Annotated in this window: 14 protein-coding genes; 9 read left to right on the top strand and 5 right to left on the bottom strand. The window is 44.1% G+C overall.

The features are described from left to right. Positions 1-1,085: 1,085 nt before the first annotated feature. From EWV66_RS10460 to EWV66_RS10495, 8 genes are all read left to right on the top strand, one after another. Positions 1,086-1,721 carry a FeoA family protein gene (locus EWV66_RS10460; RefSeq protein WP_287107561.1) on the top strand — a complete coding sequence of 212 codons (636 nt, stop codon included), beginning with the start codon at positions 1,086-1,088 and terminating at the stop codon, positions 1,719-1,721. 42 nt (positions 1,722-1,763) lie between these two features. After that, positions 1,764-4,088: a Fe(2+) transporter permease subunit FeoB gene (feoB, locus tag EWV66_RS10465; RefSeq protein ID WP_287107562.1), complete on the top strand. Its 2,325-nt coding sequence runs from the start codon at positions 1,764-1,766 to the stop codon at positions 4,086-4,088. Between the two features lie 109 nt (positions 4,089-4,197). Then, on the top strand, positions 4,198-4,437 hold the full coding sequence (locus EWV66_RS10470; protein ID WP_002742208.1) for a FeoC-like transcriptional regulator: 240 nt from the start codon (positions 4,198-4,200) through the stop codon (positions 4,435-4,437). Positions 4,438-4,561: 124 nt separating this feature from the next. Further along, positions 4,562-5,110 (top strand): HMA2 domain-containing protein, encoded by a 549-nt coding sequence (locus EWV66_RS10475; protein ID WP_002742210.1) that lies wholly within the window; start codon positions 4,562-4,564, stop codon positions 5,108-5,110. Positions 5,111-5,121: 11 nt separating this feature from the next. Beyond that, positions 5,122-7,284 (top strand): heavy metal translocating P-type ATPase, encoded by a 2,163-nt coding sequence (locus EWV66_RS10480; protein ID WP_002742211.1) that lies wholly within the window; start codon positions 5,122-5,124, stop codon positions 7,282-7,284. Beyond that, positions 7,281-7,445, top strand: coding sequence for a hypothetical protein (locus tag EWV66_RS10485; RefSeq protein WP_002742213.1), 165 nt, complete (start codon positions 7,281-7,283; stop codon positions 7,443-7,445). The genes EWV66_RS10480 and EWV66_RS10485 overlap by 4 nt, the downstream gene beginning before the upstream one ends. A 237-nt stretch (positions 7,446-7,682) precedes the next feature. Further along, complete coding sequence (locus EWV66_RS10490; RefSeq protein WP_002742215.1) at positions 7,683-7,991, top strand: DUF5132 domain-containing protein; 309 nt, start codon at positions 7,683-7,685, stop codon at positions 7,989-7,991. A gap of 116 nt (positions 7,992-8,107) precedes the next feature. Then, positions 8,108-9,091 carry a methyltransferase domain-containing protein gene (locus EWV66_RS10495; protein WP_052276083.1) on the top strand — a complete coding sequence of 328 codons (984 nt, stop codon included), beginning with the start codon at positions 8,108-8,110 and terminating at the stop codon, positions 9,089-9,091. On the opposite strand, the gene EWV66_RS10500 is transcribed toward EWV66_RS10495, so the two are convergent. Genes EWV66_RS10500 through EWV66_RS10510 form a run of 3 tightly spaced genes read right to left on the bottom strand, consistent with a single transcriptional unit; the run spans position 9,061 to position 10,121 of the window. Next, positions 9,061-9,249 (bottom strand): hypothetical protein, encoded by a 189-nt coding sequence (locus tag EWV66_RS10500; protein WP_249264813.1) that lies wholly within the window; start codon positions 9,247-9,249, stop codon positions 9,061-9,063. The two genes, EWV66_RS10495 and EWV66_RS10500, sit on opposite strands and share 31 nt — an antisense overlap. A 48-nt stretch (positions 9,250-9,297) precedes the next feature. Further along, a complete protein-coding gene (locus EWV66_RS10505) occupies positions 9,298-9,549 on the bottom strand; it encodes a hypothetical protein (RefSeq protein ID WP_002742221.1) in 252 nt (83 codons plus the stop codon). An 11-nt stretch (positions 9,550-9,560) separates the two neighbouring features. After that, on the bottom strand, positions 9,561-10,121 hold the full coding sequence (locus EWV66_RS10510; protein WP_002742223.1) for a Crp/Fnr family transcriptional regulator: 561 nt from the start codon (positions 10,119-10,121) through the stop codon (positions 9,561-9,563). A gap of 281 nt (positions 10,122-10,402) precedes the next feature. Between EWV66_RS10510 and EWV66_RS10515 the strand changes: the two genes are divergently transcribed. Continuing rightward, positions 10,403-10,660 (top strand): Asr1405/Asl0597 family protein, encoded by a 258-nt coding sequence (locus tag EWV66_RS10515; RefSeq protein WP_002742227.1) that lies wholly within the window; start codon positions 10,403-10,405, stop codon positions 10,658-10,660. A gap of 387 nt (positions 10,661-11,047) precedes the next feature. Here EWV66_RS10515 and EWV66_RS10520 read toward each other — a convergent pair whose 3' ends face one another. Together EWV66_RS10520 and EWV66_RS10525 are read right to left on the bottom strand one after the other, a co-directional pair. Next, entirely contained in the window at positions 11,048-11,926 is an 879-nt protein-coding gene (locus EWV66_RS10520) for an alpha/beta fold hydrolase (RefSeq protein ID WP_072924103.1), read from the bottom strand. Between the two features lie 131 nt (positions 11,927-12,057). Beyond that, on the bottom strand, positions 12,058-12,756 hold the full coding sequence (locus EWV66_RS10525) for a metallophosphoesterase family protein (RefSeq protein WP_052276086.1): 699 nt from the start codon (positions 12,754-12,756) through the stop codon (positions 12,058-12,060). Positions 12,757-12,777 lie beyond the last annotated feature (21 nt).

Here is a 12,777-nt window from a genome sequence, read left to right on the forward strand (position 1 = left end):
GGACTCTGTGTAAGACAGTACATGGTTTTTTAACTGTGGTATGCGACGGTGGTGGAAGCAGAAACTTAAATCGTGAGGTTTAGGAATCGCCGCACTTTTAGGGCGGCGAGGATGTCAATGTTTGGAGATACTGACAACGAATTATCCCATTTTTCAAAAGTAATGGCAGAGATGGTTAATTGCCCTCACCCCCTCCCCTCTAACGCTCTGGGACAGGGAAGGGGGTGAGGGAAACGAATAAAGAAAAATGGTATTACAGGCAGTTGTTGATATATTTGTAATAATTTAAGAGTCACTGATAATTGCTGATTGTCGATATTTCTGCAAATGTGAGATGCACCCTTTTTTAAGCTACAAGAAGACCCAGAGAATAGGGGGGCTAAAGTGTTGAAAGTATCGCCAATATTTAAAACTAAACTTTTTTCTGTCCGGTTATCCCATAAGAGTTAAGGATAAACACAAAGGCATAAAGAACACAAACAGAAAGACAGATTCGATTTACTTAGGGCTGGCTGAATAAATGTGAAATGTAGTCCTGTAGGGGCGAAGCATTCGGATAGAAAATCTACGGTTTCACCGATAGGTTATTGCCCGAATGCTTCGCCCCTACTTTTTGCCGCAGACCACTAGGTAGGGTTTGCGGCAAAAAGTTTGTTGGTGGGGTTAGGAGTCGGTCGTCAGTAGCCGGTCGTTTCAGGCTTTGTTGCCCTCTCTTTTTGTACTAATTTATGTACTGAAAGGAGGATAATGCCAGGTTTTTGGGGGTCCCAATCCGATTTTCGCAGCACTAACATCGGATTTTAACAGGTCAAAAGCCTTATTTTCAAAGGGTTTTACCATTATTCAGCAAACCCTAAATAAATATTTTTCTTTTCTGTCTCCCCTTTTGGATTAGACTGGTAATTGAGAATAATTAGCATTTATTTAAGCGATCGCAATTCTGAGACAGTTCAAAAACCGTTGACTGAGGCTGACATTAGGGGAGTTCTCACCCTTTAGCTACTTCAGTAAACTCGATGAGCTATCAAGAAATTATTGTCACTCTTGAATGAAAGACCTTCATTACCTTTGGAGATAGGAAAAGCATGGACGATAAAATTAGAGCTAATGAACCAGAAAAACCAGAAAACTGGCAAAAAGACGACCAATTCTCCTATTGGGGCGGTACAGAGGCAGAATTAGATAATGTCACTCCCAGGGGTAATGACTTGGCTGCCACTTATCCTTTAGCACAAGTGGAAATGGGAAAAACCGTCTGGTTAGCGGGATTTCAGGGGACGGGAGGGATTAATCGACTCCTAGGTATGGGATTAAACCCCGGCATTCAATTACAGGTAATTAGTTCCCAACCGAGGGGGTCAGTTTTAATTGCCATTCAAGACAATCGTATTGGTATCGGGGCAGAAATGGCCGAAAAAATCCTCGTTAGTGACAGTCAACCGCAAAAACTGGAACCCCAAAAAGACCTACCTGAAGTAAGAACATTTCTGCGGGAGATACCCATAGGAAAAGCGGGTAAAGTCGTCGGTTATGACCGAGCATTACGAGGATACAAAGGAAAATTGTTATCAATGGGATTAACTCCGGGGACAGAGTTTACCGTCATTCGTGTGGCACCTTTGGGGGATCCCGTCGAGATTCGAGTGCGGGGATTTAATCTCAGTCTGCGTAAACAGGAGGCAGACACTTTAATCGTCGAACAAATAGACCCAAAAAGCTAAATTTAATTATCTAAGCCTATTCGTGACTAAATATCCTAAATTATGGTCAAACCGATTATCGCCTTAATTGGCAATCCTAACTGTGGCAAAACTACCCTTTTTAATGCTCTCACGGGGGCCAATCAACGCACCGGCAACTGGCCGGGAGTAACAGTCGATCGCAAAGAGGGACAATTTCAAGTTAACGGGGAAGATATCACCCTTGTGGATTTACCCGGAGTCTATTCCCTCGATGTGGAAGAAGGGGAGACAGGAATGGATGAATTAGTCGCTAGGGACTATCTGCTGTCAGGAGAAGCGGATTTAGTGATTAATATCGTCGATGCTGCCAATTTAGAGCGCAATCTCTACCTTACTACCCAAATCATGGAGATGCGTTTACCGATGTTGATTGCCCTGAATATGATGGATGTGGCCAAAACTAGGGGTATTGTGGTTAATCCGCAACTCTTAAGCGATCGCATGGATGCAATTGTCGTGGCGATTAGTGCGGTTAAAGGGGAAGGAATCGGAGAATTAAAGCAAAAAATTGGGGAATTAGTTGGTAATATTAGCCATACTGCCGCTTATGTGGCTTATCCTGCGGTAATTGAGGAAGCTCTTAACGAGATTATTGCCTACATTAACGACCATAGCAGTAAAAGGATCGTTGAGCCAAGATGGACTGCTTTAAATCTACTGCAATACGAGGATCGCATCGCCCCAGAATTGCGTTCACAGGAACTATTAAGCATTATCGTCAAGCATAGACGACAAATACACCAAGTTTTAGGGGAAGACCTCGATATTTTAATTGCTGATACTCGTTATGGCTTTATTCAACAAGTTACCCAGGGAGCCACTCAACGGACTGGACAGATAAATGATACCATGTCCGATCGCCTCGATCGGATTGTTCTTGATCGCTGGTGGGGAATTCCGATATTTTTGGGCGTAATGTACCTAATGTTCTTGTTTACCATCAATGTTAGTGCTGCCTTTATCGATTTCTTCGATTTAACTGCCCAGACTATCTTTGTCGATGGTTTTGCCCAAGTTTTACAAACAATCCATACCCCCGGTTGGCTAATTGCTCTGCTCGCTGACGGAGCGGGGGGAGGTGTGCAAACCGTCGCCACTTTTATCCCCGTAATTGGCTTTATGTTCCTCTTTTTGTCAATTTTAGAGGATTCTGGCTATATGGCCCGGGCAGCCTTCGTCATGGACCGATTGATGCGTTTGGTGGGATTGCCGGGTAAATCCTTTGTCCCCATGCTAGTGGGATTTGGTTGCAATGTGCCGGCAATTATGGCCACCAGAACCCTAGAAAATTCTCGCGATCGTTTAATGACGATTATGATGAACCCTTTTATGTCCTGTGGGGCCAGATTACCTGTTTATGCCCTATTTGCGGCGGCTTTTTTCCCCATAGGTGGTCAAAACATCGTTTTTGGTCTTTATATCTTAGGAATTCTCGCCGCTATTTTGACGGGATTGGTGATGAAAAAAACCCTACTCAAGGGAGAAATCAGTCACTTTATTATGGAATTGCCTCCCTATCATCTACCGCGTCTGAAAGGGGTTTTAATTCGCACTTGGGAACGTCTGCAAGCGTTTTTATGGAAAGCTGGACGAGTTATCGTTTTAATGGTGATGATTTTGGGACTACTCAACTCCGTCAGTTTTGATGGTTCTTTTGGTAATCAAGACAGCGAGCGATCGGTTTTAAGTGCCACCAGTAAAGCTGTAACTCCTATTTTCTCACCCATGGGACTAGAGCAGCAAAATTGGCCGGCAACGGTGGGCATTTTTACGGGAGTTTTTGCCAAAGAAGCGATGGTAGGCACATTAAACTCAATTTACAGCCAACTAGCGGGGGAAGATAACCCTAATCAGGGGGTAGCAGCCGAAAAATTCGACTTTTGGGGGCAAATTCAGACAGCTATCGCCACTATTCCCGCCAATTTAGCGCAATTACCCAATCAATTACTTGATCCCTTGGGTTTGAATATTGGTAATCTGCAAGATCAAAAAACGGCTGCCGAAGAGCAAGAGGTAGATTTAGGAATCTTTGGGGCGATGGCGAAAAGATTTGATGGTCAAGCGGGTGCTTTTGCCTATCTTTTGTTTGTTCTGCTCTATTTTCCCTGTGTTTCGGCCACATCGGCCGTATATCGCGAAACTAATGCCGGTTGGACTGTTTTTATTGCCCTCTGGACCACAGGAATGGCCTATATTGTTGCCACTTCCTTCTATCAAATCGCCACTTTTTCTCGACATCCGGGATTTTCTCTCTTTTGGATAGTCTTGATGGGTTTAACCGTAGTCGGGGTTTTATTCACCTTAAAAAATCTCCGTCCCCGAAAAATCAACCGTCCCGCAATTTAAAAGTAGGGTGGGTTAGGCGACAAAAAGCTAGGCAACTAACAAATTATTTAGATTCGCCGTAACCCACCGCAATCAAGTAACTTTTCTCGATTTTTTTCGCTTATAAACCATGATTTTAACCGATATACAGGCTTATCTTGCCAAAAATCAGAAAGCATCTCTGTCTGACTTATCTACACACTTTCGGATGTCAGCGGATGCCTTAAGTCCCATGCTCGATCGCTTGCTGAAAAAAGGGCGAATTCGCCTGATTTCCCTAGAAAAATGCGGAGGATGCAGCCGTTGTTCCCCGGAATCTATGGCTTTTTACGAATGGATTGAGGGCAATTCCACAGGGACAAACAACTAAGAGTTGAATAAGTACCTAGGCAAAATTAATTACACATTTCGATAAAGCTTTTGCCTTTTGCCCATCTTCACTAGGAAATTTATTTTGCACGACTACTTACTATCTTTTTGTAGGAGATAAAATTATGATCACTAACACAGAAATTGTCTCGACACAATCGGCCACCAGCGAGGATCCGCAAATACAATTGGCCGAATTTCTGCGAGAACATAATGAAGTGGAGATGATTATTCCAGTTTTAATGGGATTATTTATTACCAGTCGTTTTCAACTGCGAGGGGCCAATGCACTATTAGTTAATTTAGCCGTAGCCAGTATCTCGCGACAAATTTTCCAACAGTTAAAATCTCCCTTCACCAGTGACCCAAAAACTGCCGAAAAAAGCCCAGATTATAGCAATCAGGAAATAATACCGGGTTGTCGCATTGTTCACTCGGTACCGGGACGAATTCGCCTTCGTATCGACCGTTTAAGTCAAGATGCTGCCTTTGCTAAAAGATTAAACCACCTCCTCGCAGCTGAGACAATTGTTCTTAGTCATCGCCTTAATCCTACCGCTGCCTCTCTGGCAATTACCTACGAAGCAGCCGGCCTCTCCGAGTTAGATTTAGGCTTTCGTCTGATCAATCTACTTAATTTAGCCAATTCTGACAGTAATCTTGAAACTAGCTAGATTTTACTCCGATGAACTTAAGCAAACTTTCCCTCAATTCCGTAAGCGTTGTTCACTCTCTCCCTGGTCGGCTGCGCTTGCGAATTTCCCGCCTAGCATCTGATAGGCATTTTGTCAAGACCTTAGAACAAAAATTAACTTCCCATCCCGCCATTACCCATTTCCGCATCAACGCCGCCGCCGCCTCTCTGGTGATCGAGTATGCTCCCGCCCTCACCCCTGAAATAAACAGGGATTTTGGCTCGCTTTGGCAAAAAATGCTCAATCAGCCCAACGAGTCTTCGATCGAGCCAGACAAGCCCCAAAAACTAGGTAAAGAAGAATGGTCTAACCTTGCCCTTCCTACCGCCGCCACCCTCCTTGCGATCGCCTGTCAACGTTTTCCCCAACCCGGTTTGAGCATCTTGGCCAGAAGCGTCCTTTTAGCCGCAGCTTTTCCCGTGGCAGCCCGGGCGCTGAAAAGTATCTTCGGAGAGCGTAAACTAAATATCGATTGTTTAGACCTCTTAGCCCTGATTTTTAGCGGTTTTCAAGGGAAATTATTGACACCTTCCCTGATTATCACCCTCCATGAATTGGGGGACATTATTCGCGATCGTACCGCTAGGGCAACGGAAAAACGAACGGCTAATTTATTAGATACAATCGGTCATTACGCTTGGGTGGAAAAAGACGGCGAAATCAAGCAAATTACCAGTGATGCTGTCCAAATTGGCGAGACAGTGGTGGTTTATCCCGGGGAAAGCATCCCCGTTGATGGCACAGTCTGGCAAGGGGAAGCGGTAATCGACCAACAGCAACTAACCGGGGAATCCTTGCCTATTGTCGCCCGAAAAGGAACTCTCGTTTATGCCTCCACCTTAGTTCGTTCCGGTCAGATCCGCCTCACCTGTGAACGAGTCGGTCAACAAACTCGCGCCGCTGCCAGTATCGAACTTCTGCAAAAAGCTCCTGTCCATGATACCCGCATGGCCAATTATGCCGCTAATCTGGCTGATCGCCTGATTTTGCCTTCTTTAGGGTTAGCATCACTAATTTTTCTCACCACCCGAGATGCTGCCCGGGCCGCCGCTATTCTCACCCTCGATTTTGTCACGGGGATTCGGGTATCTTTACCTACAGCTTTTTTAGGTGCGTTGAATCATACCACCCGTCACGGGGTTTTGGTACGCAGTGGCAGAACTTTGGAGTTATTGGCAGATATCGATACGATTGTTTTTGATAAGACGGGAACTTTGACCACGGGGGAAGTGATGGTGGTGGGAGTGGAAACTATCCCTGGCCGCTTATCCCCAGAACGAATTCTCCAATTAGCGGCCTCGGCCGAACAAAGGATCACCCATCCCGTCGCTATGGCGATCGCTGACTATGCCCAGCGCCAGGGTGTGGAAATCTTACCGAGGGGAGATTGGGATTACCAGTTAGGACTAGGAATGCGGGCAGAAATTGATGGTAATCAGGTATTGGTGGGCAGTGACAAGTTTTTACGCCAGCAAGGGGTCAATTTAGACGAATTTGGCGGTGATTTAGCCAACCCCGCCAGTGCTTGGGTGTCTCGCAATTATCTGGCCTGTAATGGGCAATTTCAGGGGGTAATCCACTATACTGACCCTTTGCGTGCCGATAGTCGTTGGTTAATCGATCGCCTACAGCAAGATTATGGCATGACTGTGCATCTGTTGACGGGGGATAATCAACAAAGGGCGAAAGAAGTGGCGCAAGCGTTAAATATTCCCTTTGGCCAGGTTCATGCTGAGGCTTTTCCCGAACAAAAGGCTAAAATAGTTCGAGAATTGCATCGCTCTGGCCATACAGTCGCTTTTGTTGGCGATGGTCTCAATGATTCCGTGGCTTTGGCCTATGCAGATGTGTCGATTTCTTTCGAGAAGGGTTCGGAAGTGGCAAGAGAAACCGCCGACGTGGTACTGATGAATAATGATCTGAGCAGTTTACTAGAGGCGATCGCTATTGCCCAAGAAACTAAAGCTTTAATTGAACAAAATATTTTTCTAGTGGTCGCCCCGAATTTAGTCGCCCTCGTTTTGGCCACTAGCATCGGTCTTAATCCACTTTTAGCCACCGCAATTCATAACGGGACAGCAATTATTGCCGGTTTAAATAGTTTGCGTCCTCTGGTTTTTCATCAACTACAAGGTCAAAGGGAGACTCCATGAGTAAATATGATAAATTAGCTAATAAAATTGCCAAAAAAGTTACTAAAAAATTGAGCAAAAAGTTAATTAAAGCCATCTATAACCGACTGGATTTAGAAAATATTCTCTCCTCCCGTTCTTTTCCATTAGAAGAATTCGAGCGAGGTGATAATAGACATTAAACCATCATAAAAATCAAAGATTGTTATGATGGTTTAAGAGTCGGTATCTGGGGAAGTCTTGACCCATCCACTAATAACTGATAGGTGAATATCTAGGCTATATTCTCTTGAAAAAAAACTTAATAATATTCCCTCAAAAACTATTCTATAATGGTACTCGTAGGTAGATAATGCTTCTAAGTTAAAAACTTTTGCTATCTACAGACTGAAGGCAACAAAATCAATGGTTTAAAGCTCATGGAAAAAACACAGATGTTAGAACAAACGAGAAAACTAGCACAAATTACTCCAGGGAAAGCGATCGTTTTCGGAATCGGTGCGCTGCTGTTGGCCCCCACCGTGATTTCTTTACTGAAACCGGTCGCCAAAGCAACGATTAAAACTGGCGTTGTTCTCTACGAAAAAACTAAGAGTTCCTTGGCCGAAACAGCAGAAGTGCTGGGGGATATCGTCGCCGAGGCCAAAGCAGAAGTCATAGCCGAACGCGATCATCAAGTGGTTCTACCCAGTGGGGTTAATTCGGAACCCTCATTACGCGATAGTTAATTTCTGGTGAGTAACCAAAGTCACTCAACCCTGTTAGCCCTCAGCCGGCAGAACCTCAAAGTTATATAATCTTTAAGAGATATTAAGCTTTGTGTCAGTTTGCCCAGTAGGATTGAATGAATATACTTTTGGTGACATCATCTTTAGGGTTACTCCTAGCGATCGCTATCGTCGTCTATTTTGTTTCCTCTCGCAAGTACCAATCGTCGGACTCGGTGGCCAATTCCTACGACCAATGGACCGAGGACGGGATTTTAGAATATTATTGGGGGGAACACATCCATTTAGGTCACTACGGTTCCCCACCAGAAAAAAAAGACTTTCTAGCGGCAAAAGCCGACTTTGTGGCGGAAATGGTCTCTTGGGGAGGTTTGGACAAATTACCCGCCGGTGCAACTCTCCTTGATGTCGGTTGTGGTATTGGTGGCAGCAGTCGCATTCTGGCCCGGGACTACGGATTTGCCGTTACTGGTGTCACCATTAGTCCCAAACAAGTGGCACGGGCCAAAGAACTAACACCCCCAGATTTAAATGCTCGCTTTTTGGTCGATGATGCCATGGCCCTTTCTTTTCCCGACGAGAGTTTTGATGTGGTCTGGTCAATCGAAGCCGGTCCCCATATGCCGGACAAAGCCGTTTTTGCTGGGGAATTACTGCGAGTTCTCAAACCAGGGGGAGTCCTGGTGGTAGCGGACTGGAATCAGCGAGATGACCGTCAAAAACCGCTTAATTTCTGGGAACGTCCCGTCATGCGCCAACTTTTGGATCAGTGGTCTCACCCCGCTTTTGCCAGTATCGAAGGTTTTGCCGAACAGTTGGCGGCCACGGGATTGGTAGATGGGGAAGTGGTGACTGCTGACTGGACAACAGCCACTCTACCCTCTTGGATTGATACCATTTGGCAGGGGGTGATTCGTCCCCAAGGCTGGTGGCAATTTGGTCTAACTGGGTTGCTTAAATCCGTCCGAGAAGTGCCGACAATTCTGCTGATGCGTTTGGCCTTTGGCACGGGTTTATGTCGTTTTGGGATGTTCCGCGCTGTTCGCGCTCAATCCCATCTGCAAGCAAGTCAGCAAGAGTCTCTTACCTCAGTTATGTAGGGTTTGCTGAATAAATCTAAAAATCTTGTTGGGTAAGACTTTTGGACTTTTTTTTCCTCAAAAAGTCCCAACCATTGGAGTGATCGGGGGGAAAATTCCTGGACTTTTTCCCTGAAAATTAGGTAATTGACCCTCTCAAAATCGATAAAACCCCACACCCCACAGGAAAAACTTTTTGCCACAAACCCTAACTAGAGGCAATCCAATTAATTATTGATCGGGTTGTGGGGAATAGTAGGAGTTTTGATCAGTGACGATCGAGCTTGGAGAGATAGGCCACTTTTGATAATTTGTTTGAGAATTGGTCGGCCTAATTTGACCGCAGCTGGCAGCACAACCGCACCGATAACAATTGTTCCCAAACCAAAGAGAGCCGTTCGATCTCCTGATTCGTGATCTTCGATAATTTCTTTGAGATGAAAAGTCAGAATCGATTTATCCCAGTGAATAATCGCCATAGGTTTATCTCCTAATAAGGATGAAATTGGGTGTCAGCAGAAGGTAAAACAATAATATGTCCTCCCGCACGAGAAATCAGACCTTGTTGCTCGAATTCATTGATGAGTCGGGTAATGCTCACTCTGGTCATCCCGACCATTTCGGCTAATTCCCGATGAGTGAAACGGATATCGATACGCTGGCCCGTTTCTGCGGGACGACCGAACTTTTGCGATAATTGAATTAGAGTTTTCAGAAAACGCAGCCTAGGCCGATCGCGACGCAGGGAACAGAGCCAATGCTCAGTTTGTTGAACGTGACGACAGAGAGCCGAGGAAAGACTGCTACCCCGTTCAAGAGGAAGACAAGTAGCTTCAACGCTAGTGCAGCACTGCATCTCGTAGGGTTGAATCTGCGATAGGGGACGGCCGACCACATCATTTTCTCCCCAATAGCCGAGGATGACGATTTCTCCTTCCTCATCCCACGTCATCACCTTAACCACACCGCGATTGATTAACCAAAGAGCATCCAGACGCGAGGGTAGGGGGTCACGGGGTTGAAATAGACGAGTGACGAGAGGTTCCCGCATAAGTACCACCGCTAGTAGAATTACCTTCTCCTCTAATTATTGCATAATTTTCTCAATAAAATCAACAGGGATCTTCCAGAAAAATTTCCTCCAACTGATGGGACTTACCAAAGATGAGCTTCCTTATACCCCTCATTCAAAGCTGTCAACAGCCAAAGACCAAGATTTCACCTCGAAATATCCCCTCGATCGAGACTGAGAATGATCGCGATTAGCTTTCAACCAATTGATAATTATTTGCAACTGTGTGATAATGAAGTTATGAGATTTCCCCCGCAACCATGAATAGTCCCCCCGAAAAACTCCTTTACTCCCCACCTCTCTCCTCTGGGGAAAGACGGGAAGTCTATTATCGTCTTCTTTCCCTTGGTATTTGCTGTCAATGTCCAATGTACTCCCCCCTGACGGTGCAGATCGAGTCACCCTACGATTTAGTTCAGCTTTTGGGTGTGTTGCGTTCTCTCCATTGCTCTAGAGGGGAATTAATTCAATTATTGAAAGATTGCTGGCGCTTAGAAGTTAGCGGTGTCGATCATTAATTAGGGTTTGCTGAATAAATCTAAAAACCTTGTTGGGTAAGACTTTTAGACTTTTTGTCAATCAAAAAGTACCAAATATGGGAGTGATTGGGGGGAAAATCCCTGGACTTTTTCCCTGAAAATTAGGTAATTGACCCCGGCTCGACTGAGCTCGCCGAACGTCCTCAAAATCAGTAAAACCCTACACCCCACACCCTGCCTCCACCAACAAACTTTTTCAGCAAACCCTAATTATAATTGCTATTGTTTGACTTTTTATTGCTAATCAAAGTGTCGGTGTTTTTGACCCATTTTTTGACTCATGATAGTTTAACTACTGCTTTCGTCGGTCAATGAAAACTAGGAGTTAAATTCGGTTTGGGTAGAAAATCTCCTCTAATCCCGAACTTAGCCTAAAAAAGGCAATATTGCCTCACTTACAGGGATGGGATATTCTTCATGAATTCCTAGAGTTCCTCGTAGTTTTAGCGTTTGTACTTGGGGTAAAGTCCCTAAAGCTTCCATTTCTGCTTTCGATTTTGGGGGTGCATTTTCGGCGATAATTACTAACACTGGCAGCTTTAAATCAGCAAAATAATCGATAAATTGCTGACGATTAGTCACTGGATCCAGTTTACCCGTCACAAACGCAGCTGGGGCAAATCTAGCGTGAGGATGTTGAGTAATTTTATGTTTCTGGGCAATTAATTCGGGTGTTAATTTTTCCCCATCTACATAAACATGACGACTAGACATAAAACGCAGGAAAGCAGGAGTGGTGTTGAGAAAATATAACCCTTCTCCTAACAAAGGAAAACGCACCATTTCCCGCAAGAAATTACGCATTTCTGGGGACAATCCCATGGCACACAATGGACCCAACCAAGTGGGAGCAACTAAGACTAATTTATCTAGTAAATTGGGGTAATTTTTGGCTAAATTGAGGGCATATCCCGCCGCGTGACCTGCCGCAATAATGGTGACTGATTGCTTAAAAGTGGACTGAACAAAATCAATTAATAATTGTTTAAAAATAGCGGGTTCGTAGTTGAGAATTGGTCGTTCAGAATCACCAAAACCCAACCAATCCAAGCTATATATTTGAAACTTTGTCGCTAATATTTTCCCTATCCCTGCCATTTCTCTGCGACTGGAAACGGTACTAAAAGCAGGTAATAATAAAACGGGTGTACCTTGTCCTTGAATATCGTAAACAATCTCAAAAGTTTGATTTTGCCACTGCCAAGAAAATTTCTGGAGATTAGCTGCGTCTGAAGTGACCACCATAACTATTACCTCATAGTTAACTAGATTGATTCTATCTTTAATCTAACTAAGAATAATTGCTTTTACTCGGCATTATATCATAATCAAGAGCAACCAAATTAATCTTTAATATTTAATTAATCTCTGAAAGATTAATAAGATACGGTTCTAAACTCCACGCAATTATTACTGGGATTATAGAGAGTGTAAACTGCTTTATTTAATTCTTTACCAACGCTACCAACCCCAATTAAACGCTTATCTTGAATCGTCAAAGTTTCCCTTGTTTGCCGTTTATCTAAAGTAGTAACAGTGCTAGTTAAATTAGCGGACTGTAAAGAATAATCAAAAACTTTTCCTGCGCGACCACAAAATAGATTATTAACTCCCATCCGTTGCAGTCGATCTAAAATTTGCCATGGGGGAGTATCGGGGGTTAATTCTTCACTAACACTGACAGTGCTGCCATGAATTAATAAACAATCCAACTCGACAAAACCAAAATCGAGATTTCGTAACCATTGCACCGTTTCTAAAGAAACTGCGTCCCAGAGTTGTTTAGTGCTATCAATTCCATATTTAGCGATTAATTCTGTCGGTTCTCCTGTTGCTCCCAAACTGTGTAAAATTAAACATTGTTCTTCCCACCATCCCCGACAAACCTGCGGATATAAGTTATTTTTAGTGGGATAACGTATTTGTTCCACCAGCATTTCACTATCGGGATTAACACCGATAAAATCTCCTAAAATATATAAATTTTCTACAGTAACTGACCGTTGCTGAAGATCTTCCAAGACCGCTTGATAGGCTGGTAAATTACCTTGAATACCGCTTAAAATCGCCCACATAATTTCTTGATTTATCACAAA

The sequence above is a fragment of the Microcystis sp. M_OC_Ca_00000000_C217Col genome, from assembly GCF_007095585.1.
GTDB classification, from domain to species: domain Bacteria; phylum Cyanobacteriota; class Cyanobacteriia; order Cyanobacteriales; family Microcystaceae; genus Microcystis; species Microcystis panniformis.